Source organism: Serratia sp. KG1D (assembly GCF_037150675.1).
GTDB classification, from domain to species: Bacteria; Pseudomonadota; Gammaproteobacteria; order Enterobacterales; family Enterobacteriaceae; genus Serratia; species Serratia nematodiphila.
Genome location: NZ_JBAGIH010000001.1, coordinates 1,013,708 through 1,036,376, shown reverse-complemented (window position 1 = coordinate 1,036,376; position 22,669 = coordinate 1,013,708). Strand labels below are relative to the sequence as shown.

Sequence of the window (22,669 nt, the reverse complement as noted above, 5' to 3'; positions counted from 1 at the left end):
TCGTCGCAAAGCGGACAACAAAAAAATTTGCATCCTGCGCCAGTGAGACAACAATTAGTTTTGACGTTTTCCCCCACCGCGCCGGCAATGCGCCGGACGCTTTACTCTCATTGTCAACGGAGGCGAACATGAGCCTGTATGCAACCCTGGAAGAAGCCATCGAGGCCGCACGCGAAGAGTTTATCGACACCGCCGAAGGCGGCAGCGGTGACGAACCGCCGGTGCCCCAGCAGTTCAATCTGCAAAAGTACGTGATGCAGGATGGCGACACGATGTGGCAGGCGGAGTTCTTCGAAGAAGAAGGAGAGGCGGTAGAATGTCTGACGCTGCGCAGCGGTGCGGCGGCGCAGGCGATCTTCGACGGTGACTACGACGAGGTGGAAATTACCGCCGAATGGATAGATGAAAACACCCTGTACGAATGGGAGGAAGGCGACTTTCAGCTCGAACCGCCGCTGGATACCGAAGAAGGCCAGGCCGCAGCCGATGAGTGGGATGAACGTTAACCCGCACCACGCTTTCATCGCCAAGGAGGCCGCATGATTATTCGCCGGGCACGCCCTACCGACTACCCCGCCATTTTGCAGCTACAGGGGGAAAACGTGCCGGAAGCGCTCGACGAGCGCCAAAAACGGCAGGGATTTATCGTATCGCGCATGAATGAGGCGCAGCTGGCGGCGATCAACCGCGGCATCGGCATATGGGTGGCCGAACAGGAGAACCAACTGGCGGGGTTTGTTTGCCTGATGCCCGCCGACGTGCAACCGCGCCCGCCGGTGGTGGAGGCGATGCTGGTGACGCTCGCCACGCAATCCTTCGCCGGACGGCCGCTGAGTGAGCAGCGGGTATTTCTCTACGGCCCCGTCTGCCTCGCCGCCGCCTGGCGCGGCAAAGGCGTGCTGAAGCGCCTCTACGCCGCGGTCAAAGCGCATACCTGCCATGACTATGACGTGGGCGCGTTGTTTATCGACGACGACAATCCGCATTCGTTGGCCGCTCACGTGCAAGGGTTGGGGATGACGGCGCTGGCGCCTTTCCATTGCGGGCAGCAAGGCTATCAGCTGGTGGTGTTCGCCACCCGCTGAACGAAATTACTCGTAGGGGCCATGCTGCGCATCAAACGGCAGCATAAAGGTGTCCACCACCATCGACAGCGGGACGTCTATCACCGTGACGTAACGCCAGGGCGTGTCACGCAGATCCCACTGCACGCCGGGATAGTACTGGTGGCCATGCCCCGCACCGGGCACGGTGCGGCTGATAATGCTGCCGCAGCCGGTGAGTATCATCACACCGGCCATCACGCAGGCCAGCCGAAGATAGGAAGAGAGCTTCACGACATTGACTCTGAGCAAGGGGGTTGTTTCGCGAGTGAACAACGCATCGGCCGCAGTCTATCACAGTTCCCTTTCTCCACCGGTACCGGCGCACGTAAGCAAAAGGTAAAAAAACGGGGAATGCGCCATGCGCATTCCCCGTCTGAGCGTTGCCGATTAGCAATTAACGCCGGCCCGTAGGGTGCGCCAGCGGGTTGTGCGGCAACTGCTGATAATGCTCACGCCAGGCGGCGCCTTCCGGCAACAGCCAGACGCGCTGATGCAAACGAGCCAGCGTGACCGGATCGCTCAGCAGCTCCAGGCGTTTGCCCTTCACCAGCTTCTCAGGCCCCAACTGCAGCGCTTCGTTCACCCGCTCCTCACGATTGCGATCGAGCGTCGCGCGCAGATGGTGACGCGCCGTCGCCAACGCCGTCGCCAGCGCATTGAAGGATGGATTGACCACCGCATGCATAAAGCCGTTGGTCAGCGCGCGGTTGCGGTTGAGATGCAGATATTCTTCCGTCGCCAACAGCTCACGCGGCGGATTGTACTCTTCCGGGATCAGGAACAGCTTGGCGCGTTTGCTTTTCATGCCCAGCGTTGCGCGGCTCGACAACACCGACACAAACGGCGACAGGATCAGCGAGAACACGATCGGCGCCAACCACCACAGGAAGCGCAGATCCAGCCACGCCATGCCGCCGGCCCACACCAGGCCCAGCAACATCTGCGAGCCATGGCGGCGGAACGCTTCTCCCCACGGCGTATCATCATCGTCACGCTGCGGCGAATTCCACACCACTTCCCAACCGAGGAAGGCGCTCACCACGAACACGGTATGGAACAGCATGCGCACCGGCGCCAGCAGCACCGAGAACAACATTTCCATCAGCATCGAAATGAACAGGCGGAACGCCCCGCCGTACTCTTTCGCGCCCTTGGCCCAGATCAGCACAATACTGAGCAACTTCGGCAGGAACAGCAGCACCAGCGTGGTGGAGAACAGCGCTATCGCCAGCTCGGGCCGCCACTGCGGCCAGACCGGGAACAGCTGCCGTGGCTGCAGGAAGTATTGCGGCTCCATCAGCGTATGCACCACCTGCAATGCGGTGGAGAGCGCCAGGAACATAAACCACAGCGGCGCCGACAGGTAGGACATGACACCGGTAAGGAACACCGCGCGGTGCACCGGGTGCATGCCTTTCACCAGGAACAGGCGGAAGTTCATCAGGTTGCCGTGACACCAGCGACGGTCGCGCTTCAGCTCGTCCAGCAGGTTTGGCGGCAGCTCTTCATAACTGCCCGGCAGATCGTAAGCGATCCACACGCCCCAGCCGGCGCGGCGCATCAGCGCCGCTTCAACGAAGTCGTGCGACAGGATAGACCCGGCGAAAGAGCCCTCGCCCGGCAGCGGCGCCAGCGCACAGTGCTCGATAAACGGCTTCACTCGGATGATGGCGTTGTGCCCCCAGTAGTGCGACTCGCCCAGCTGCCAGAAATGCAGGCCGGCGGTGAACAACGGCCCGTAAACGCGGGTGGCGAACTGCTGCACGCGCGCATACAGGGTATCCATACCGGACGCCTTCGGCGCCGATTGGATGATGCCGGCGTTCGGGTTGGCTTCCATCAGGCGCACCAGCCCGGTGAGGCATTCGCCGCTCATCACGCTGTCGGCATCCAGGATCACCATGTAGCTGTACTCACCGCCCCAGCGACGGCAGAAGTCGTCGATGTTGCCGCTCTTGCGTTTGACGCGGCGGCGGCGGCGGCGATAGAAGATGCGGCCGTGGCCATCGACATCGCGGCACAGCTCCATCCACGCCTTTTGCTCGGCCACGCAGATGTCCGGATCGTAGCTGTCGCTCAGCACGTAGATATCGAAGTGTTCCAGCTGACCGGTCGCGGCGACGGACTCATAGGTCGCACGCAGGCCGGCGAACACGCGTTCGACGTCTTCGTTGCAGATCGGCATGATCAGCGCAGTGCGGTGCGCCGGGTTGATCGGCTCATCGCCCTTGATGGTGGAGGAAATGCTGTATTTGTCCTTGCCGATCAGCAGCTGCAGGAAGCCCATCAGCGCGGTCCAGAAACCGGCCGAGACCCAGCAGAACAGCACGGCGAACAGGATCAGAATGCCGGTTTGCAGCACATACGGCAGCAGCTGCAACACCGACTGCATCAGATCCTGATCCAGCATGGCGATAGGATCGATCAGCGCCCAGCCCTGGTAAGGCAAGATGGTTTTCATGTACCAGGTGGCGATGCCGGTTTGCACCAGCATCAGCACCAGCAGCACATAGCGGCGCATGGAGCCGACGGTACGCCAGCGGTTCTCGGCCTCGGCCTCCTCTTTGGTGGCGTGCCGATTGTGCGGCGACCGCCCCAGCAGAGAATCCCAGAAGCGCGCCACCGGGTTGGTGCGCCAGGCTTCCGGGAACATGGTGGTGCGTTTGATCGGCGGCGTCGCCTTCAGAATGGCGCGCCCTTCGGCGTCGGTATCGAAGTCGTCATCGCTGACCGCATCCGGCCAGGCGTTTTCGATACGCGGTTTGACCGAGGCCAGCGCCACGTCATCCGCCGACAGGCTATTGACGTTGGCGTCGGCGGCGCCCATCTGCCGATGGAGCGCCTCCAGTGCCTGAGCGTCATCCGCCGTTTGAGGGTTGAGCGCCTCCGACCGCTCGGCGGTCAGAGGCAGCGCCGCAAGATAATCCTGGGCGGGTTGAGTAGGCTTATTCATTGGCAGGTAGCTGATAGCTCCAGGTTTCCGACAGAGTCTTATCGCCATTGACCAGCGCCGCACGCATTTCTACCGGCTTCTTGTCGTCTTTCACTTTCAGACGCACCGTCAGGCGCCAGCCTTTGGTCACTGGGTTATAGCGGACGTTGTTTTCTACCATTTCACCATTGTCGCCGATGCTGATCTGAGAGGCGACCGGGGTATTGGCATCCAGTCCTTTCAGCACCGGGCCAACGAAGTCGACCAGGAAGGCCACGCTGCCGTCTGGCTCGCGGATCAGGTTGGACTGCTTCACGTCGCCGGTCGAACGCATGGTACGGGCCACATAGGCGATATCTTGCGAATGCAGTTTGTCTTCATCGCGGGTGAAGTTCAAACGGTAGCTCAGCGTCAGCGGCTTTTTGGCTTCCGGCAAGGTATCCGGCGTCCAGAACGCGACGATGTTGTCGTTGGTTTCATCCGCCGTCGGGATCTCCACCAGTTCGACCTTGCCTTTGCCCCAGTCGCCCTTCGGTTCGATCCAGGCGCTCGGACGCAGATCGTAGCGATCGTCCAGATCTTCGTAATCCTTGAAGTTGCGGCCGCGCTGCAGCAGACCGAAGCCTTTCGGATTCTCGACGGTATAGGTGCTGACGGACAGGTGTTTAGGATTGTTCAGCGGACGCCAGATCCACTCGCCGTTGCCGGCGTGGATAGACAGACCGTTGGAATCGTGCAACGCCGGGCGGTAGTTCAGCGTCGGCGACGGCTGGTTCGGCCCGAACAGGTACATGCTGGTCAGCGGCGCCAGGCCCAGTTTACCCACCTTGTCGCGCAGGAACACTTTAGACTCGACGTCCACGGTGGTGTCGCGGCCCGGGATCACCGTGAAACGGTAAGCGCCGGTGGCGCGCGGGGAATCCAGCAGCGCATAGATCACCAGGTGCTTGTCGCCCTGCTTCGGACGCTCAACCCAGAATTCGCGGAAACGCGGGAACTCTTCGCCGGACGGCAAAGCGGTGTCGATAGCCAGGCCGCGAGCGGAAAGCCCGTAAACCTGTCCTTTACCCACCACGCGGAAATAGCTCGCGCCCAGCAGGCTCATGATCTCATCGTTTTTGTCGGCGCTGTTGATCGGATAAAGCACCTTAAAACCGGCAAAGCCGAGGTTTTTCACCGATTCAGGGTCGTGTTTGACCGAACCGAAGTTGAAGTAATCCGGGCTGTACTTGATCTGTTTTACGCTGGTGGAGGTGACTTCGTTGATTTTCACCGGCGTATCGAAGTACATCCCCTGATGATAAAACTCAAGCTTGAAAGGGGTTTTCAGCTTGCTCCAATAGGCTTTATCGTGATTGAACTGAATCTGCTGATAGTCTGCGAACTTCATCTCGCGGAACTGAGAAGGAAGGTTGCTCTTCGGGGCTTCGAAACCTTTCGCCGCCAGATCCTGCGCCTGCTTGGCGACATCATCAATAGAAAAGGCCCAAGCCGGCGAACTGAACAGCGTGAACAATACGGTCGCACCTAACCAACGAACGCTCGCGGCGCGTGGTTGTCCGGATAATATATTAACTAGCACATCCCCCCCTATTCGTGTGCTCAAAGCATTTAAATCCATATTAATGGATTACTCAGCTTTCCGACAACATGATAAATGGATGGTTCATGTTTACGGCTCATTGTTTAAGCAGCTGATGGAACACCAGCGTAGCAAGCCGCGCAACAAGACGCTATGGAAAAATGCGGGGGGCTATAGTAGGGTTCCGGATAACAATTTAACGTTTGACGACTTATTAAGCGTGTTAATGAGCACCCGATTAAATCACCAGCGGTAATCTATGACTAAAGGCAGCAAACAGCGCGAGTTTTTCCTCGACTCCATCAGAGCCTATTTGATGTTGCTCGGCATTCCGTTTCACCTCTCCCTCATTTATTCCAGCCACGCCTGGGCGGTGAACAGCGCGTCGCCCTCCTTCTCGCTCACGGTGCTGAACGACTTCATCCACGCCTTCCGCATGCAGGTGTTCTTCGTGATATCCGGCTACTTCTCCTACATGCTTTACGAGCGCTACGAGCGCCACCAGTGGCTGAAGGTCAGGCTGGAGCGGGTGGCGATCCCGCTGTTGAGCTCCATCCCGCTGATCACGGTGCCGCAGTTTTTCATGCTGAAATATTTCACCGACAAATTAAACGGCTGGGATGAATTTTCTCTCTATCAGAAAATAAATGTAACAGTTTGGGAATTGGTTTCTCATCTGTGGTTCTTATTGACGCTGTCATTGTTAACCTGCGCCTGTTTTTATCTGTTCCGTAAAATCAAGCGGCAAACCCGTGAACATATTCCAATGCTAATAAACAGAATGCGTGGATTAGGAAACATCTCACTGTATTTCTTTATTTATGCGGTATGCTACTCGGCCGCGCACCGCATTATTTTAATTTTCGCCCCGCAGCTATTATCCAACGGCCTGTTCAATTTCGTGGTGATGGAGACGATGTTCTACCTGCCGTTCTTCCTCCTCGGCGCCTATGCGTTTAAGTATGTGTGGCTTAAGGAGATTTTTCTGCGCCGCTCGCCGCTGGCGCTGCTCGGTTCGCTGCTGCTGTTTATCGCATATATGCTGAACCAAAAGCTGTTGGCGCACAGCAGCTATATGTTCGAGCTGGAAGTGGTGATCAAAACCCTAATGGGGATCCTGATGACCAACGTCGTGTTCTCTTTCGGGCATAACCTGCTGAATTATCACTCTCCGCGCATCACCTATCTGGTCAACGCCTCGCTGTTTATATATCTGGTGCACCATCCGCTGACCCTGATATATGGCGCTTTCGTGACGCCGTATATCGGCAACAACCTGTTGGGATTCTTGCTGGGCCTGCTGTTTGTGTTCTCTCTGGCCTTCGCGCTATATGAACTGCACAAGCGCATTCCGGCGCTGCGCTTCCTGTTCTCCGGCAAACCACAATAACCTTGCCCCCTGTTTGCAGGGGGGCTTCTGTCATATTGCCGCCGCGTAAAAAGCCTATACTGGTCGTTTGCATGCAGAGCACGCATTGCTCAGCCTGGCGTCGCCCGTTAGGGCAAAGTGATACGGCTGCATAGATAACCTAGCCGTTATAACTGCAATGCATAAGTAGAAATCCGGATCCCTGCCTTACGGTAGTGATTGGGCTCAACACCCCCGAAGGGCTGCGCGATCGTTTAATTTATTCGATGGCGTTAGCTGCATCTCCCTTCCGTCACGACAGAGAGGATTTTGAATGACCGATAAGAACACCCCGGCTCAAGAAGCCGTAGCGGAAAACGCCACCCTGCTGAAGATCCTCGGCAGGTTGCTGTCCGCGCTGGACGCTTCGATCAGCGGCAAAGAACGCAGCGTTTTGGTCGCTGAGCTTTCCAACTTCAATCTCGACGGCATTTCTGAAGCGGAAAGCAAGCTGGCCACCGAGCTGATCAAACGGGCGCTGGAATCGCTCGATCATTAATCCTACCGCGCCTGCAAACCATTAAGCCTGCCTGCGCGGGCTTAATGGTTTTTCCCACCGTGCAAACCCGGCATTGTTGCCAAAACCGAAATACAGCAGCCTGATAATGTTGGATAAAAGGCAGAATTTCCCCTCTTCCCCTCACTTTCTTAGTTTAATCGCACCAACGGGCAATAATTGATCGATTGTTTTCGCAATCAGCCTTGGCGTTTTACCCACTAAACACGTTATCATCGAAACACGCGCAGTGCCCCCTATCCCCCAGTCTAAGGAGAGCAATATTTTGGATGCCAGCACCATTAACAGCTTGTTCGTCATCGGTGCCGTGCTGGTGGGGGCAAGCATTCTGCTCAGCTCATTTTCTTCCCGGCTCGGCATTCCGATCCTGGTGATCTTCCTGGCGATCGGCATGTTGGCCGGCGTCGATGGCCCCGGCGGCATCGTCTTCAGCAATTACCCGGTCGCTTATCTGGTCAGCAACCTCGCGTTGGCGGTGATCCTGCTCGACGGCGGCATGCGTACCCGGGTCAGCTCTTTCCGCGTCGCCCTGTGGCCGGCACTCTCTCTCGCCACCGTCGGCGTAGTGATCACCGCCGGCCTGACCGGCATGGCCGCCGCCTGGCTGTTCAATCTCGATCTGCTGCAGGGGCTGCTGATCGGCGCCATCATCGGTTCCACCGACGCCGCCGCGGTCTTCTCTCTTTTGGGGGGCAAAGGTTTGAACGAACGCGTCAGCGCCACGCTGGAGATCGAATCCGGCAGCAACGATCCGATGGCGGTGTTTCTCACCATCACGCTGATTGCGATGATCGCCGCCGGGGAAACCGCACTGAGCTGGACCTTCCCGCTGCATCTGATGCAGCAGTTCGGCATGGGCATCGTCTTCGGTCTGGGCGGCGGCTGGCTGCTGCTGACGCTGATCAACCACATCAAACTGGCGGACGGCCTCTATCCGCTGCTGGCGGTAAGCGGCGGTATTCTTATTTTCGCGCTGACCACCGCGCTGGACGGCAGCGGCATTCTGGCGGTGTATCTGTGCGGCCTGCTGCTGGGCAACCGGCCGATCCGCAACCGTCACGGCATCGTACAAACCTTCGATGGCCTCGCCTGGCTCAGCCAGATCGGCATGTTCCTGGTGCTCGGGCTGCTGCTCAACCCGCACGAGCTGCTGCCGATCGCCATCCCTGCCCTGCTGCTGTCGCTGTGGATGATCCTGTTCGCCCGCCCGCTGTCGGTGTTTATCGGCCTGCTGCCGTTCCGCAGCTTTACCCTGCGCGAGCGCGGCTTTATTTCCTGGGTCGGCCTGCGCGGCGCGGTGCCGGTGATCCTGGCGGTGTTCCCGATGATGGCCGGGCTGCCCAACGCCCAGCTGTTCTTCAACGTGGCGTTCTTCGTGGTGCTGGTCTCCCTGCTGCTGCAGGGCACCACACTGTCGTTCGCCGCCAAAAAAGCCAAGGTGATCGTGCCGCCGGCGCTGACGCCGATCTCCCGCGTTGGGCTGGACGTGCACCCGGAAAACCAGTGGGAACAGTTCGTGTATCAGCTTTCGGCGGAAAACTGGTGCGTCGGCGCGGCGCTGCGTGAGCTGAAAATGCCGCCCAATACCCGCATCGCCGCCCTGTTCCGTGGCAAAGAGTTGCTGCATCCTAGCGGCAGTACCCGGCTGCGGGAGAACGATATTCTGTGCGTCATCGGCCATGAGCACGATCTGCCGATCCTCGGCAAGCTGTTCAGCCAGGCGCCGGCCGTCACGCTCGACGAACGCTTCTTCGGCGACTTTATCCTGCAATCCGACGCCCGTTTAAGCGACATCTCGCAGGTTTATGGTCTCAATCTGCAAGACGACGTCGACGAGCAGCAGACGCTGGGGCAGTTCGTCATTCAGCTGATCGGCGGTGAACCGGTGATCGGCGACCAGGTGGAATGGGACGGCCTGACCTGGACCATTGCCGAAATGGACGGCAATCAAGTCAGCAAGATAGGCGTCCGAATCGTAACCGACTGACGCTACCGCGGGCGGCGTTACACGATGAGGGAACTTCTGGCCTTAAGAACGTTCTTAATCACTATCATGATGCATGAAATAGCGCGTCGCTGAACGATATCCCTTTGATATAAAAACCTAACAGCGGCGTCCACAGGGATTAAGGATGTGAACGGCAAGACTCGATTTCTTTCGGTGATGATGCTCATGGCGCTGGGCGTAGCGGCAGCCGATCTCAGCATCGCCGGTTTGGTCCATAGACTTTTAATTGGATAATTTCAACGTGACGCAGCAGGAACAAGAAAAAGACATTCTGGGGAAAATACTGGTGACGGTGTCCGCGCTTTGCCTGATTCTGGTGGCGGCGTTCCTGATCTGGGGATTCGTGCTGGATTGACGCCGCGCGACGCTCAGACATAAAAAAAACCGCCGCGGCGGTTTTTTTTATGGGTCAGGCAATCAGATCTTGCAGCCTTCGCAGTCCGCTTCGTCTTCGAGGAACTCGGGGACCTCTTTTACCTTCTGCGCCGCTTTTTCTTCGGCTTTCGCCAGTTCGGCATCGATATCAAAATCGAAAATATCATCACTCATCGCTTGGTCCTCATTCTGCTTCGCGTTCAAACGCTGAGTATAATCGACAAGCCGCCGGCCGGAAACCTTTCAGTTTGCCGCCGCCAGCTGAGGTGTTTCATCCTGCGGCTTTTTTCCGTAGGCCATGTCGTACACGTCGTAGAAGTCGATTTCGCCCTTGTTACCGATGATAACCCGCATCTTCTGTTTCAGCGCGGCGCCGATAGAGGGCTCATCCAGCAGTTGCTGCACCGCATAAGGCGACAGCGCACGGGTGAAGTACCACTCGCCGTTGTAGCAAACTCGCAGATCCAGCACCCCGATGTCCTCGAAGCGGTACACCGGCCGGATCTCGATCAGCAGCATGGCGAACATGAACAGCACGAAAGCGGTGAAGCCCAGGAAGGCATACATCCCCATGTACGGCACCTGATACATCACGGCGATCACCGCGAAATAACCGGCAAACATGGCAAGGCACAGATAGCGGTGAGTGCGGGCGAATTCGCTGTTGAAGCGCGGCTTGCCGTCCCGCCCTTCACGCCGATTGATCTGTTCAATCTCTTTAACCAAGATGCTTTTAATCGCGTCCATCGTTACAACCTTATGCTGGAAACAGCATTGCCATCAAATCTCACCGCTAAAAGTAACACAAGTACAGTTTTGCCGGGTAGATCAGTTAGCCAACTTAATGGCGGCAACTGTTATAGTTCGGCTTCAGCGCGGCTGAGCGGCTTTGCCTTGCGCAAACATGAACATGCGCTGGGCCACATCGTCGGCCTGTTTGATTTTTTGCTTTTGCGGTTCGTTGCTGCGTTGAATGGCGCGGGCGTAAGCGATTTCATGGGCCTGATCGATCATCGCGATGATCCGGTCACGCTCGGTCTTCTCCATATTGCCCAACATGGTGGTGATAATCGCCTGGTAAGCGTTGGACGCGGCGCTGAGCGCTTTCTCTCTCGCCTCAAGGGCGGCGACGCGTTGCAAGAGCTCCTGCAGTTGCTCGGAGTGAGACATATCGACCTCCTGTTGCCGGGCAGCAAGCCTGCCTGATTACAGTTTAGCAAAGGATCGAAAGAGAAAGAGGAAGGAAAGCCAGCGGTTACGGTAAAGCACACCCGAAAATCCCAACGAGGAGCCGATAGTGCAAATCAACCCGGGTGCGCTTTACGATAAGCGCGGTGAGATGAAGGAAAGAAAGCTGGCGCGCTATGCAGGACTCGAACCCGCGTCTATCAATTTTCAAGCCAAAACAAGCCATTATAAAACCAATCACTCTGCCAACTGAGTTAATAGCGCGTTCCTTCGCTTCGGGGCGCCATTATCCATAACAACATTATGGACTCAAGCTTTTTCAGCATAATACCCTGAATTTACAGATAAGTCTTAGGTTATCGATAGCGTTATGGCATTACGGCAGCTCAATAATCCGATAATCGCCGGCCATGAGCGGCTTGCACAAAATCTTGTAGCCATCGCTATCAAAATGGCTGGCCGCACTCTGGAGCCGCTGCGCCTGCGCCAGATTGCCGACCGAGCCCAGATAAAACCAATTGTGGATCACATGGTACTGACGCAGCGTCTCGCCCTGCTCCTCCAGCGCCACACGCCCGGCGAACGGCCAACAGGCGATGCGCAACTGCTCAAGCGCCGCGCTGAGCCGCAGAGCATGTTCCTGCGCCGACTCCAGGCCACAGCAGGCGCCGGCGCACTTGCGCAGGCTGTAACGGAAACAGGCTCGCCCGGCGGGCAGCTTGTCGATCCCCAGCTTGCCGTAACACAATCGATGCTCGTCGGCGATGGCGCGCAGCTTTTCCAGCGCGGCGTGGCGATTGGCAAACAGCCCGTAGAGATCGGGCGTGACGGCGAAGTCGATCTCTTTGGCGTGAGCAATCGTCACCGCATCAGCCTGTAAACGCAACGCGCACAGCTGCTTCGAGCGCCGCAGGCGTTTGTTGAACAGCGGCTGTTGTTGTTTGATCAACTGCGCCTCCAGCAGCAGCGCCCCCAACTCGCCGGCGGTCTCGACAAAGCTGATACGCCGGGTTTGGCGCAGCATTTTTGCCTCCTCCTGCGCGCGAAAATGCGCCATCACCCGGCTGCGTATATTGACGCTTTTACCGATGTAAAGCGGCAGGCTTTCGCTCTCGCCGTGGAACATATAGACGCCGGGGCCTTTGGGCAACGGTGCCAGGCAGGCGCGCAGGTGCTCCGGGTATTGATAAATGTCGAGTTCCAGCTCGAGGCGGTTTGGCATCATGGCGGTGGTATTATCCTGCTGATGAATGAGTACTGGTTTTTTACCCAGTATAACGCCCAACGCAGCCGGTTGCACACCCGGCGGATAATAACTCACCGTGATCTTTAGCGGGAAAGCCTTTACTATCCCCTTTCCAGCGGGAAAGCGCCTCACGTTTAGCGCCAGTTCAAGCTGGCGCTGCCATGATGGCAGACTGGAACCGCCGCTTTTATCGTTATGGAAAACCTGGGTATGTCATCACTGAAACTCCCCTCCCGCCGTCTGGCGTTGATCGCCGCCATCGTTTTCATCGCCGTCGCCGTCGCGCTGGCCATATTTTGGCAACGCCCGCCGCAGCAGGATTACGTTACCGCGCCGGCCCGCCTGGGCGATATCGAAAACGCCGTGCTGGCCACCGGGCGGCTGGATGCCATCGAACGCGTCAACGTCGGCGCCCGCGTCTCCGGCGAAGTCAAATCGCTGAAGGTCAAGCTGGGCGATCGCGTCACCAAAGGGCAACCGATCGCCGACATCGACGATCAGCAACAGCGCAACGATCTGCGCAACGCCGAGGCGGCGCTGAACGTAGTCAAAGCCAATATGTTAGCCAAACAGGCCTTGCTGAAACAGGCGGAGTCGCGTTTCAAACGCCAGCGCCGCATGCTGAACGACGAAGCCAGTTCGCGGGAAGACTTCGAAACCGCCGAAGCCTCACTCGCCACCACTCGCGCCGATCTGCAGGCGCTCAATGCGCAGTTGGTGCAATCGCAGATCGAAGTCGACAAGAAAAAAATCGATCTGGGCTATACCCGCGTGGTCGCGCCGATGGACGGCATCGTCATCGCCGTAGTGACGCAGCAGGGGCAAACGGTCAACTCCAGCCAAAGCGCGCCGACCATCGTCAAGCTGGCGCGGTTGGATATGATGACCATCAAGGCGCAGATCTCCGAAGCCGACATCACCCGCATTTCACCGGGGCAAAAGGCGTACTTCACGATTTTCTCCGATCCGGATAAACGGTACGACGCCACGCTGCGCACCATCGAGCTGGCGCCGGAATCGGTGATGAAAGACGACTCGCTCGCCGGCACCAGCTCCGCGTCTGGTTCCGGCACCTCGAACGCCTCGGTTTATTACAACGCGCTGCTGGACGTACCCAACCCGGAGAACCGCCTGCGCATCGCCATGACCGCGCAGGTTTCCTTACTGCTCGGCGACGCGAAGAACACCCTGCTGGTGCCGATCCAGGCGGTGCATAAAACCGAAGGAAAAGTGCAGCAGGTGCAGGTGCTGACTCAGGATCAGCGGCTGGAAACGCGCGAAGTGACCACCGGCATCACCAACAACGTCGATATTCAGATCCTCAGCGGCCTGAAAGCCGGTGAAACCGTGGTGCTGTCGCAGCCCGCCGCCAAGTCGGCTGAGGATGGCATTTTCCTGTGAACGCGATCATCGAGCTAAAAGGCATCAGTCGAACCTACACCAACGGCGGTCAGGCGCTGACGGTGTTGAAAGACATCGATTTGACCATCGCCGCCGGCGAGCTGGTGGCGATCATCGGCGCCTCGGGTTCCGGCAAATCGACGCTGATGAACATCATGGGCTGCCTCGACGTGCCGGATCGCGGCGACTACTACATCAGCGGCCAGAACGCCGCCCACCTGTCGCCGGACGAACTGGCCCGCCTGCGCCGCGAGCATATCGGCTTTATCTTCCAGCGTTACCACCTGATGCCCGATCTCAGCGCGCTGGGCAACGTCGAAATTCCGGCCATCTACGCCAACGCCCGGCGCGATCAGCGGCGGCTGCAGGCGGCGCAACTGCTGGCGAGGTTAGGCCTGGAGGGTCGCGAAGACCACAAGCCCGGCCAGCTTTCCGGCGGCCAGCAGCAGCGCGTCAGCATCGCCCGCTCGCTGATCAACGGCGGCGAAATTATCCTGGCGGACGAACCGACCGGCGCGCTGGACACCCAATCCGGCCAGGAAGTGCTGGCGATCCTGAGCGAGCTGAATCAGCGCGGCCACACCGTGGTTATCGTGACCCACGATATGAACGTGGCGCAGCATGCGCACCGCGTCATCGAGCTGCGAGACGGCGAGATCATCGCTGACAGCGGCCGCCAATCGGCGCCCGCCGCCGCGCTGTCGCCGCCGAACCGCAGTCGGCAAAGCGGCTGGCAAAGCCTGATTGACCGCACCCGCGAATCGCTGCACATGGCGCTAAAAGCGATGAACGCCCACCGCCTGCGCACCGCGCTGACCATGACCGGGATTATCTTCGGCATCGCCGCCGTGGTTACGGTGGTGGCGCTGGGCGAAGGCGCCAAGCAGCGCACGCTGGAGAATATCAAGGGGCTCGGCACCAACGTGGTGAGCATCTATCCGGGGCGCGACTTCTTCGACGACGCCATCGACAGCATCCGCACCCTGGTGCCGGCCGACGCCGACGCCCTGGCGCAACAAAGCTTCGTCGACAGCGTCAGCCCGGAGGTCAGCGCGTCCGACAGCATCCGTTTTCGCAGCAAATCCGCCACCGCCTCGATCACCGGCGTCGGGCGCGACTATTTCCGCGTCAACGGCATCACGCTGGTGCAAGGCGCCACCTTCCGCGACGATCGCAACGCGCTGCAGGAAGTGATCATCGACGACAACGCGCGCCAGGCGCTGTTCGGCGATTTTGGCGTCGAGCCGCTCGGCCAGATCGTGTTTCTCGGCTCGGTGCCGGCGCGGGTGGTCGGCGTCGCCAAAAGCGAACGCAACTATGCGCCTAACCGCATCAGCGTCTGGATGCCCTACAGCACGGTGATGTACCGTATGGTCGGCAAGACCACGCTCGGCGGCATCACCGTGCGCCTGAAGGACGACGTCGCCAGCGAAGCCGCCGTCAGCGCCATCACGCAGTTGCTGACCCAACGCCATGGCGTCAAGGATTTCATGACGTTCAACCGCGATCAGTTCCGTAAATCGATCGAGCGCACCTCGATGACGCTCAGCCTGCTGATCCTGATGGTGGCCTCGATCTCGCTGGTGATCGGCAGCCTGGGCGTGATGAACATCATGCTGGTCTCGGTAACCGAGCGCACCCACGAGATCGGCGTGCGCATGGCGGTCGGCGCGCGGCGCGGCGATATCATGCAACAGTTCATGATCGAGGCGGTGCTGGTCTGTCTGATCGGCGGCATTTTGGGCATCGCGCTGTCGTTCGCCGCCGGTTCGCTGTTCACCACGCTGGCGGGCGGCATGTTCACCGCCATCTATTCCTGGCAAGCCGCCGCGACGGCGTTTTTCTGTTCAACCTTAATCGGCATGATCTTCGGTTATCTCCCCGCCCGTAAAGCGGCAAGGATGGATCCGGTCGTTTCATTGGCCAGCGAGTAACCCATGAAAATTATCTCTCCCCTGGCGTTAAGCCTCGCCGCCCTGCTCACCGCCGGCTGCGGCAACGCCCTGAAAAGCGACTACCGGGCGCCGCAGATCAACTATCCTGCAGGGTGGCAGCACACCGCCGAAAACGCCACGCCGACGCCGTTCGACTGGCGTGATTTCCACGATCCTGAGCTCGATCGCTGGCTGCAACAGGTGATGGCCAGCAACAACGATCTGGCCGTCGCCGTGCTGCGCGTCTACCGCGCGCGGCTCGAGGCGGAACGCGTCGGCATCAGCACCGCGCCTGACGTCAGCGCCTCATTAGGCAGCAGCATTAATCGCCCGCTGTCCGAGTCCTCCGCGTGGAATAAAACCAGCAACGCGTCGCTCACCACCAGCTATGAGGTCGATCTGTGGGGCAAGCTGGCGCGCCAGCGCGACGCCGCCGAGTGGGCCAGCCAGGCTTCCGAGCAGGATCTGCAAACGGCGCGCCTGACGCTGCTGGCCGACGCCGCCACGAATTACTGGCGCATCGGCTTCCTCAATCAGCAGATCGACGTCAGCCGGGCGAGCATCGCCTATGCCAAAACGACGCTACGGCTGGCCAACGCCCGTTATCAGGCCGGCAGCATCTCGGCGCTGGACGTGGTGAACGCGGAGCAAAGCTTGCTGACGCAGGAAAGTCGACTGCTGGCGTTGCAGCACGAACGCCAACAGGCGCTGAACGAACAGGCGGTGCTGCTGGGTGCGCCTTCGGGCCAGGCCGCCATCGCGCCCGCACGCCTGCCGACGGCGGCGATGCCGCAGATCAACACCGGCATTCCCGCCAGCGTCTTGAGCCGCCGCCCGGATCTCAGCGCTAAAGAACTGCGGTTGCGCGCCGCCCTGGCCAACGTCGACGAGAAACGGCTGCAATACTATCCCGCGTTCAGCCTGACCGGCTCGCTGGGCGCCAGCAGCAGCGCGCTGCTGGAATTCCTGCGCAACCCGACGGGCAGCCTCGGCGCCGGCCTGACGCTGCCGTTCCTGCAGTGGCGGCAAATGGGCGTGGAGATCAAGATCGCCCGCAACGACTATGAACAGCAGGTGCTGGCGTTCAAACAGGCGCTGTACAAGGCGATGGGCGATGTGAACAACGCCCTGTCATTGCGTACGCAGCTGCTGGCGCAGGAGACGCAGTTGCGCGCTTCATTGGCGCTGGCGCGCAAATCGGAGCGGCTGAACGAGGTGCGCTACCGGCAGGGCGCCGTCACCATTACCGACTGGCTAAACGCTCAGGAGCAACGCCGTCAGGCGGAACTGGCGGTAGACGAAAACCGCTTCGCGCAGTACCAGAACCTGGCGAAAATCTATCTGGAGTTCGGCGGTTCGTCGGCGCCCTAATCCAAACTGCCTGGCCAGTTGGCCAGGCGTTTTTTTAGCGGTGAACACATCAATTTTTCCTGTTTTATCTCCCGTACTCTCTATACTTGAAACATCGTCAATCAGACGAAAAACCGTCAAATAGCACAATTATTAGACTATTCTCGCACCAAATCGGTGCAAATACTTAAGTTAAACTGCTGAATTTGATCGCCGCAAGATATAACGTTAAGCTATAGATGCAAAATAATTAGTCACCTAAATGACATAACCTTGGCATAAACGACGATATTTTGTGATCCACATCTCAACTTAAATGTGGATAATGAATCGTTTTGAATCGCGATTCGATTAGCCGATTTGATAACTCGAAAACAACAGTGAACGGAGATGACGCTTTCACGAACAACGAATAATTCATTAAGGGATGATTATATGAAGTTAAGAAAAAAACGACATAAACCGATGCACATTAACGACATCACCATCATCGATGACAGCAAACTCAAGAAGGCGATCACCGCGGCGGCCCTGGGCAACGCGATGGAGTGGTTCGACTTCGGCGTATACGGCTTTGTCGCCTATGCGCTTGGCCAGGTCTTCTTCCCCGGCGCCTCTCCCGGCGTACAAATGATCGCCGCGCTGGCGACCTTCTCCGTGCCCTTCCTGGTGCGTCCGCTCGGCGGCCTGTTCTTCGGCGCTATGGGCGACAAGTTCGGCCGGCAAAAAGTTCTCTCGGTCACCATTATCATCATGGCGGTCAGCACCTTCTGTATCGGCCTGATCCCGTCCTATGCGTCGATCGGCATCTGGGCCCCGATCCTGCTGCTGCTGGCCAAACTGGCGCAGGGCTTCTCCGTCGGCGGTGAATATTCCGGCGCGGCGATCTTCGTCGCCGAATACTCGCCGGACCGCAAACGCGGGTTTATGGGAAGCTGGCTGGATTTCGGCTCCATCGCCGGCTTTGTGATGGGCGCAGGCGTAGTGGTGCTGATCTCCAGCATCGTCGGCGAAGCCAACTTCCTCGACTGGGGCTGGCGCATTCCGTTCTTCATCGCCGCCCCGCTGGGCCTGATCGGTCTCTATCTGCGCCATGCGCTGGAAGAAACCCCGGCGTTCCAGCAGCACGTGGATAAGATGGAGAAAGAGGATCGCAACGCCATCGAAAATCCGCCGAAAACCTCGTTCAAAGAGATCGCGGCCAAACACTGGAAAAGTTTGCTGGTGTGCGTCGGTATCGTGATTTCCACCAACGTGACCTATTACATGCTGTTGACCTACATGCCGAGTTACCTGTCGCATAACCTGCACTACTCGGAGGATCACGGCGTTCTGATCATCATCGCCATCATGATCGGCATGCTGTTCGTGCAGCCGGTGATCGGCCTGACCAGCGACCGTATCGGTCGTAAGCCGTTTATCATCGGCGGCAGCATCGGCCTGTTGGCGCTGGCGATCCCGTGCTTCATTTTGATCAACAGCAACGTCATCGGCCTGATCTTCGTCGGTCTGCTGGTGCTGGCGGTCCTGCTCAACTCCTTCACCGGGGTAATGGCCTCGATTCTGCCGGCAATGTTCCCGACGCACATCCGCTACAGCGCGCTGGCGATTTCGTTCAACATTTCGGTACTGATCGCCGGTGCGACACCGACCGTCGCTGCCTGGCTGGTCGAAGCGACCGGCAACCTGTACATGCCGGCCTACTACCTGATGGTTGTGGCGGTGATCGGTCTTATCACCGGTCTGTACATGAAAGAGACCGCCAACAAGCCGCTGCGCGGCGCGACACCGGCCGCTTCTGACCGTACCGAAGCGAAAGAACTGCTGCAGGAGACCTACGACAACATCGAACAGAAAGTCGAGGACATCAACGCGCAGATCGCCGAGCTGGAAAAGAAAAAGCAGATCCTGATAGACCAGCACCCCAAGCTGGACTGATCGCCGCTGAAAGCCACCCGTTTGGGTGGCTTTTTTACTTTGATTTCAAAAGAAATAATGCGCAGCGCATTTTTATGACAATCAGGATTGGTGGTACGTTTTGCCGCACACTCTTTATTGATGAAGAACATGATCATGAGCAAAATGAACCTTCCCATCATCATCGGCATCCTGGTGATGCTGACCCTGTGGCTCGGCGCGCTTTTCAACATTGGCGATATCACCTTCAACATTTCACGTCTGTTTCACTGGATTGAAAGCCAACGCGGCTAACCCGACGCCGCCGCAGGCGGTGGGAAACTTCGGCTATGATTGATAGACGTTACGCCATTTTCCGAGACTGTCGCTCGCGATAAAGAGGACCGCATCATGACCGACTATGAGTTCTACAATCAGATCCTGACCCGCCTGGCCGCCAATCACCCTGGCACGCTGGATGAAAAAACCTACGAACTGTGGAAGCAGGACGCCACCAGCCCGCACGCCTTCGCCGATCCCTTCGCCTATCTTAAAACCAAGGGGCTGATACAAGCCTATGTGATGAGCGACATCGACGAGAACAACTATGATATCGATCCGCACCAAACGCGGATCACCACCGCCGGTCTCGAGTTCATACGCAACGGCGGGTTTAAGTAAGCAACAAAAAACCGCCGGGCGGCGGTTTTTTATCCTAAAAAGCCTGCGGCCGGTGGTTCAGGCGGGGAAAGGCCGATAAAAAATGCGCAGCACTTCGTTGTCGCCCTGGCGTGAAAAACCGCCTTCCGGCTGCCAGCGCAGATCGCGCGCCAGATTGAGATTTTCCCAACCGACCGCGCCGCCCACGCCGATGCAAAGATTTTTATTGCCCGCGGCAAATCCCGCACCGGTGCCGATCATGGCATGCAGCAATCGGGGCGCCGCCGCGTCGCGCATGGAAAATATACCGATAAAACATCCCTGCGGCGCGCGCAGCATATCCGCCATGGTGCGGATCTCGGTATCATCAGGGCTGACGAAATGTTTATATTGCTTATCGAACACCGTCAGCCACAGCTGCTTGTATTTCGCCTTGCTGAGCGCGCCTGAACGGTGGGCGCAAAGCACCACCGCATCCCAGCACATCTCCCCGCTCAACGAAAGGTACTCTTCCGTATCGGCTTGCGGCTTGTCGGCGTAATGCCGCGCAAACTCAGCCGCATTCAAATGCGGCGGCACGGCCTGTTTGGCAACGTCACTCTTGTAGCGCTTGAAATTCAACCAATGCATGGGGAGTATCCTCTTCACCCGCGAGATTAATGAATCTGAAGCCGTGGATGAGACGAGCCATCACATCCAGGGCGTCGTCGGCGATGGCGGTTTCGTCGTCATTCAGACCCTGCGCCACCGACCGCTCAATCGCGTTCATCACCGCCGGAGCGCTGGTTTCTTCCCCCTGCGCCACCACGTCTAATACGGCTTTGCCGATCGCCAGACAAAGCTCATGATCAAACTCAACCTCTTTATACGGCTGCATAATCACCCCGATAAATTTTCACCCAAGAATACTAGACCACAATGGCGTATCGCGCCTGCCATCGTAGCGCAGCAAGGCATGCAGCCGAAGATAAATGCATCCGGCTCCGGGTTGATAGCCCGAAGCCCGATAAAAAAGCAGGTTATTGCGGTGCTTGTTCGGTGGGGCGAATAATAAAACAAGTGGCGGTTGCCGAAGCCAGCAGCTTCCCTTCCGCCGTTTTGAGCGTGCCTTCAGCGAAAGCGACGTTCTTCGCCGCATAGACCAGACGCCCCTCGGCGATCAGATCAGTTTCTTTCGGCACAGGGCGCAACATTTTAACCTGCAGATCGACGGTGCCATAGCCAATCCCCGCGCCCAGCGTACTGTGCACCGCGCAACCGGTCACCGAGTCCAAAACCGTGGCGGCGAAACCGCCATGTACGCCCCCCAGTGGATTCAGATGGCGCCCGTCGGCCCGCGCCGCGATGCGAATATATCCCTCTTCCACCGCGACCGGTTTCATGGGCACGGTTTCAGCGATCGAGGCCGGTGGGATCTTGCCAGCCATCGCAGCCTGTAATAACGCCAGCCCGGTCATTTTTGTCGGATCCATTGCTCTCTCCTCTGGTGGTAAACCGGTTATATAGGAGAGGTCTGACCTCTTAACTTGCTTTTTCGTGCTGATGTCGTCAGCCGCCTGCTCTTCAGATTCTCTGAACGTGACCGTCATCACTCTTTAGAGCTAATAACCACAATTTTTTAGCGCCTTTAGATTTAAAACAACTTTCTACTGTAAACACCGCCGGAAACTGAACGCAGTTAAGTTCAACATTATTAAGGCGTATCTATCATGGATTTCTTTCTGCAATTAGCGGTTATATTGGCATGCCTGCTGTATGGGGCGCGTAAGGGCGGCATTGCGCTGGGGTTACTGGGCGGTATCGGTTTGATGATCCTGGTGTTTGGCTTTCACCTGCAGCCCGGCAAACCGCCGGTAGACGTGATGCTGGTGATCATCGCGGTGGTGGCGGCCTCCGCCACCCTGCAGGCCTCAGGCGGGTTGGACGTCATGCTGCAGATCGCCGAGCGGATGCTGCGGCGCAACCCGCGTTATGTCTCGATCATCGCCCCCTTCGTCACCTGTATTCTCACTATCCTGTGCGGCACCGGCCATGTGGTGTACACCATCTTGCCGATCATCTATGACGTGGCGATCAAAAATAATATCCGCCCGGAACGGCCGATGGCGGCCAGTTCGATCGGCGCGCAGATGGGCATTATCGCCAGCCCGGTCTCGGTGGCGGTGGTGTCACTGGTGGCAATGCTCAGCAGCTACACCTTCAATGGCCGCCATCTGGAATTCCTCGATCTGCTGTCTATCACCATCCCTTCGACGCTGTGCGGCATTCTGGCGATCGGCATCTTCAGCTGGTTCCGCGGCAAAGACCTGGACAAAGACCCGGAGTTCCAGAAGTTCATCTCGGTGCCGGAGAACCATCGCTATGTCTACGGCGACGCCGCTACCCTGCTGGATCGGGTATTGCCGCGCAGCAACTGGATCGCCATGTGGATTTTCCTCGCCACCATCGCCCTGGTGGCGGTGCTGGGAGCCTTTTCCGGCCTGCGGCCCAGCTTCGGCGGCAAGCCGCTCTCCATGGTTCTGGTGATCCAGATGTGCATGCTGATGGCCGGGGCGTTGATCGTTATCATTACCCGCACCAACCCGGCGTCTATCTCTAAAAACGAGGTGTTCCGTTCCGGCATGATCGCCATCGTGGCGGTGTATGGCGTCGCCTGGATGGCGGAAACCATGTTCGGCGCGCACCTGGCGCAGATCGAGGCCACACTGGGTGTGTTGGTGAAAGAGTACCCTTGGGCCTATGCGCTGATCCTGCTGCTGGTGTCGAAATTCGTCAACTCGCAGGCCGCCGCACTGGCGGCGCTGGTGCCGGTGGCGCTGGCGATCGGGGTTAACCCCGCCTATATCGTCGCTTCGGCGCCGGCCTGTTACGGCTATTACATTCTGCCAACCTACCCCAGCGATCTGGCGGCAATCCAGTTCGATCGCTCCGGCACCACCCGCATCGGCCGCTTCGTGATCAACCACAGCTTTATTCTGCCCGGCCTGATCGGCGTCAGCGTCTCCTGCGTCTTCGGCTGGATCCTCGCTGCGGCGTTCGGTTTCTTATGAGTTGTACTTCGGAGCC

Annotated in this window: 23 protein-coding genes and 1 tRNA gene; 13 read left to right on the top strand and 11 right to left on the bottom strand. The window is 58.4% G+C overall.

The genetic code is table 11. The features are described 5' to 3' along the window. Window positions 1–128 precede the first annotated feature (128 nt). A complete protein-coding gene (locus tag WFM45_RS05020) occupies window positions 129–506 on the top strand; it encodes a MysB family protein (RefSeq protein WP_004927872.1) in 378 nt (125 codons plus the stop codon). 33 nt (window positions 507–539) lie between these two features. Next, window positions 540–1,085 (top strand): GNAT family N-acetyltransferase, encoded by a 546-nt coding sequence (locus WFM45_RS05015; RefSeq protein WP_033633373.1) that lies wholly within the window; start codon window positions 540–542, stop codon window positions 1,083–1,085. 6 nt (window positions 1,086–1,091) lie between these two features. Here WFM45_RS05015 and WFM45_RS05010 read toward each other — a convergent pair whose 3' ends face one another. From WFM45_RS05010 to mdoG, 3 genes are all read right to left on the bottom strand, one after another. Beyond that, a complete protein-coding gene (locus WFM45_RS05010; RefSeq protein ID WP_213929183.1) occupies window positions 1,092–1,337 on the bottom strand; it encodes a YceK/YidQ family lipoprotein in 246 nt (81 codons plus the stop codon). Between the two features lie 163 nt (window positions 1,338–1,500). Continuing rightward, the gene (gene mdoH / locus WFM45_RS05005) at window positions 1,501–4,059 is read right to left on the bottom strand and encodes a glucans biosynthesis glucosyltransferase MdoH (RefSeq protein WP_016928223.1); all 2,559 of its coding nucleotides are present in this window, start codon (window positions 4,057–4,059) and stop codon (window positions 1,501–1,503) included. Next, the gene (gene mdoG / locus WFM45_RS05000) at window positions 4,052–5,620 is read right to left on the bottom strand and encodes a glucans biosynthesis protein MdoG (protein ID WP_004927882.1); all 1,569 of its coding nucleotides are present in this window, start codon (window positions 5,618–5,620) and stop codon (window positions 4,052–4,054) included. The genes mdoH and mdoG overlap by 8 nt, the downstream gene beginning before the upstream one ends. 259 nt (window positions 5,621–5,879) lie before the next feature. Between mdoG and mdoC the strand changes: the two genes are divergently transcribed. From mdoC to WFM45_RS04980, 4 genes are all read left to right on the top strand, one after another. Further along, entirely contained in the window at window positions 5,880–7,010 is a 1,131-nt protein-coding gene (mdoC, locus tag WFM45_RS04995; RefSeq protein ID WP_156865487.1) for a glucans biosynthesis protein MdoC, read from the top strand. A gap of 292 nt (window positions 7,011–7,302) precedes the next feature. Continuing rightward, on the top strand, window positions 7,303–7,527 hold the full coding sequence (locus WFM45_RS04990) for a hypothetical protein (RefSeq protein WP_033633376.1): 225 nt from the start codon (window positions 7,303–7,305) through the stop codon (window positions 7,525–7,527). Between the two features lie 283 nt (window positions 7,528–7,810). After that, window positions 7,811–9,532, top strand: coding sequence for a potassium/proton antiporter (locus WFM45_RS04985; RefSeq protein WP_015377414.1), 1,722 nt, complete (start codon window positions 7,811–7,813; stop codon window positions 9,530–9,532). Window positions 9,533–9,779: 247 nt separating this feature from the next. Continuing rightward, complete coding sequence (locus WFM45_RS04980; protein ID WP_016928228.1) at window positions 9,780–9,908, top strand: hypothetical protein; 129 nt, start codon at window positions 9,780–9,782, stop codon at window positions 9,906–9,908. Window positions 9,909–9,970: 62 nt separating this feature from the next. Here the strand turns inward: WFM45_RS04980 and WFM45_RS04975 are convergent, their stop codons facing one another. The 5 genes from WFM45_RS04975 to cho form a co-directional block, all read right to left on the bottom strand. After that, window positions 9,971–10,102, bottom strand: a complete 132-nt coding sequence (locus WFM45_RS04975; protein ID WP_015377413.1) for a hypothetical protein — start codon at window positions 10,100–10,102, stop codon at window positions 9,971–9,973. Window positions 10,103–10,171: 69 nt separating this feature from the next. Continuing rightward, the gene (locus WFM45_RS04970) at window positions 10,172–10,675 is read right to left on the bottom strand and encodes a YlaC family protein (RefSeq protein ID WP_048322850.1); all 504 of its coding nucleotides are present in this window, start codon (window positions 10,673–10,675) and stop codon (window positions 10,172–10,174) included. 123 nt (window positions 10,676–10,798) lie between these two features. Beyond that, window positions 10,799–11,098, bottom strand: a complete 300-nt coding sequence (locus tag WFM45_RS04965; protein ID WP_016928230.1) for a sigma-S stabilization anti-adapter protein IraP — start codon at window positions 11,096–11,098, stop codon at window positions 10,799–10,801. Between the two features lie 185 nt (window positions 11,099–11,283). Next, window positions 11,284–11,380 (bottom strand) — tRNA-OTHER (locus WFM45_RS04960). Window positions 11,381–11,492: 112 nt separating this feature from the next. Then, window positions 11,493–12,341 (bottom strand): excinuclease Cho, encoded by an 849-nt coding sequence (gene cho / locus WFM45_RS04955; protein ID WP_336954863.1) that lies wholly within the window; start codon window positions 12,339–12,341, stop codon window positions 11,493–11,495. Between the two features lie 216 nt (window positions 12,342–12,557). Here cho and WFM45_RS04950 point away from each other — a divergent pair, with 216 nt between their 5' ends. The 6 genes from WFM45_RS04950 to WFM45_RS04925 all read left to right on the top strand — a co-directional run bounded on the left by WFM45_RS04950 (window position 12,558) and on the right by WFM45_RS04925 (window position 19,624). Further along, window positions 12,558–13,763, top strand: a complete 1,206-nt coding sequence (locus WFM45_RS04950) for an efflux RND transporter periplasmic adaptor subunit (RefSeq protein WP_079007609.1) — start codon at window positions 12,558–12,560, stop codon at window positions 13,761–13,763. Beyond that, window positions 13,760–15,697, top strand: coding sequence for a MacB family efflux pump subunit (locus tag WFM45_RS04945; protein ID WP_336954862.1), 1,938 nt, complete (start codon window positions 13,760–13,762; stop codon window positions 15,695–15,697). The genes WFM45_RS04950 and WFM45_RS04945 overlap by 4 nt, the downstream gene beginning before the upstream one ends. A 3-nt stretch (window positions 15,698–15,700) precedes the next feature. Beyond that, entirely contained in the window at window positions 15,701–17,068 is a 1,368-nt protein-coding gene (locus WFM45_RS04940; RefSeq protein ID WP_336954861.1) for a TolC family protein, read from the top strand. Between the two features lie 414 nt (window positions 17,069–17,482). Then, on the top strand, window positions 17,483–18,985 hold the full coding sequence (gene proP, locus WFM45_RS04935; protein WP_015377406.1) for a glycine betaine/L-proline transporter ProP: 1,503 nt from the start codon (window positions 17,483–17,485) through the stop codon (window positions 18,983–18,985). A gap of 135 nt (window positions 18,986–19,120) precedes the next feature. After that, the gene (locus WFM45_RS04930; RefSeq protein ID WP_336954860.1) at window positions 19,121–19,258 is read left to right on the top strand and encodes a hypothetical protein; all 138 of its coding nucleotides are present in this window, start codon (window positions 19,121–19,123) and stop codon (window positions 19,256–19,258) included. A gap of 96 nt (window positions 19,259–19,354) precedes the next feature. Then, entirely contained in the window at window positions 19,355–19,624 is a 270-nt protein-coding gene (locus tag WFM45_RS04925; protein ID WP_033633383.1) for a hypothetical protein, read from the top strand. A gap of 57 nt (window positions 19,625–19,681) precedes the next feature. On the opposite strand, the gene WFM45_RS04920 is transcribed toward WFM45_RS04925, so the two are convergent. From WFM45_RS04920 to WFM45_RS04910, 3 genes are all read right to left on the bottom strand, one after another. Continuing rightward, the gene (locus tag WFM45_RS04920; RefSeq protein ID WP_033633384.1) at window positions 19,682–20,233 is read right to left on the bottom strand and encodes a hypothetical protein; all 552 of its coding nucleotides are present in this window, start codon (window positions 20,231–20,233) and stop codon (window positions 19,682–19,684) included. Further along, window positions 20,199–20,480: a hypothetical protein gene (locus tag WFM45_RS04915; protein WP_004927927.1), complete on the bottom strand. Its 282-nt coding sequence runs from the start codon at window positions 20,478–20,480 to the stop codon at window positions 20,199–20,201. Before WFM45_RS04915 ends, WFM45_RS04920 begins: the two co-directional genes overlap by 35 nt. A 142-nt stretch (window positions 20,481–20,622) precedes the next feature. Then, window positions 20,623–21,075, bottom strand: a complete 453-nt coding sequence (locus tag WFM45_RS04910; protein WP_004927931.1) for a PaaI family thioesterase — start codon at window positions 21,073–21,075, stop codon at window positions 20,623–20,625. 237 nt (window positions 21,076–21,312) lie between these two features. On the opposite strand from WFM45_RS04910, the gene WFM45_RS04905 reads away from it, so the two are divergent. Then, the gene (locus WFM45_RS04905; protein WP_004927934.1) at window positions 21,313–22,653 is read left to right on the top strand and encodes an anaerobic C4-dicarboxylate transporter; all 1,341 of its coding nucleotides are present in this window, start codon (window positions 21,313–21,315) and stop codon (window positions 22,651–22,653) included. The last annotated feature ends 16 nt before the right edge of the window (window positions 22,654–22,669 follow it).

What these genes read in the sequence shown, in the direction of transcription:
- WFM45_RS05020 (WP_004927872.1), top strand. Translation starts at nt 129, where the DNA reads ATGAGCCTGTATGCAACCCTGGAAGAAGCCATCGAGGCCGCACGCGAA.
- WFM45_RS05015 (WP_033633373.1), top strand. Translation starts at nt 540, where the DNA reads ATGATTATTCGCCGGGCACGCCCTACCGACTACCCCGCCATTTTGCAG.
- mdoH (WP_016928223.1), bottom strand. Translation starts at nt 4,059, where the DNA reads ATGAATAAGCCTACTCAACCCGCCCAGGATTATCTTGCGGCGCTGCCT.
- mdoC (WP_156865487.1), top strand. Translation starts at nt 5,880, where the DNA reads ATGACTAAAGGCAGCAAACAGCGCGAGTTTTTCCTCGACTCCATCAGA.
- WFM45_RS04990 (WP_033633376.1), top strand. Translation starts at nt 7,303, where the DNA reads ATGACCGATAAGAACACCCCGGCTCAAGAAGCCGTAGCGGAAAACGCC.
- WFM45_RS04975 (WP_015377413.1), bottom strand. Translation starts at nt 10,102, where the DNA reads ATGAGTGATGATATTTTCGATTTTGATATCGATGCCGAACTGGCGAAA.
- WFM45_RS04970 (WP_048322850.1), bottom strand. Translation starts at nt 10,675, where the DNA reads ATGGACGCGATTAAAAGCATCTTGGTTAAAGAGATTGAACAGATCAAT.
- WFM45_RS04965 (WP_016928230.1), bottom strand. Translation starts at nt 11,098, where the DNA reads ATGTCTCACTCCGAGCAACTGCAGGAGCTCTTGCAACGCGTCGCCGCC.
- cho (WP_336954863.1), bottom strand. Translation starts at nt 12,341, where the DNA reads ATGATGCCAAACCGCCTCGAGCTGGAACTCGACATTTATCAATACCCG.
- WFM45_RS04950 (WP_079007609.1), top strand. Translation starts at nt 12,558, where the DNA reads ATGGAAAACCTGGGTATGTCATCACTGAAACTCCCCTCCCGCCGTCTG.
- WFM45_RS04940 (WP_336954861.1), top strand. Translation starts at nt 15,701, where the DNA reads ATGAAAATTATCTCTCCCCTGGCGTTAAGCCTCGCCGCCCTGCTCACC.
- proP (WP_015377406.1), top strand. Translation starts at nt 17,483, where the DNA reads ATGAAGTTAAGAAAAAAACGACATAAACCGATGCACATTAACGACATC.
- WFM45_RS04930 (WP_336954860.1), top strand. Translation starts at nt 19,121, where the DNA reads ATGAGCAAAATGAACCTTCCCATCATCATCGGCATCCTGGTGATGCTG.
- WFM45_RS04925 (WP_033633383.1), top strand. Translation starts at nt 19,355, where the DNA reads ATGACCGACTATGAGTTCTACAATCAGATCCTGACCCGCCTGGCCGCC.
- WFM45_RS04920 (WP_033633384.1), bottom strand. Translation starts at nt 20,233, where the DNA reads ATGCATTGGTTGAATTTCAAGCGCTACAAGAGTGACGTTGCCAAACAG.
- WFM45_RS04915 (WP_004927927.1), bottom strand. Translation starts at nt 20,480, where the DNA reads ATGCAGCCGTATAAAGAGGTTGAGTTTGATCATGAGCTTTGTCTGGCG.
- WFM45_RS04910 (WP_004927931.1), bottom strand. Translation starts at nt 21,075, where the DNA reads ATGGATCCGACAAAAATGACCGGGCTGGCGTTATTACAGGCTGCGATG.
- WFM45_RS04905 (WP_004927934.1), top strand. Translation starts at nt 21,313, where the DNA reads ATGGATTTCTTTCTGCAATTAGCGGTTATATTGGCATGCCTGCTGTAT.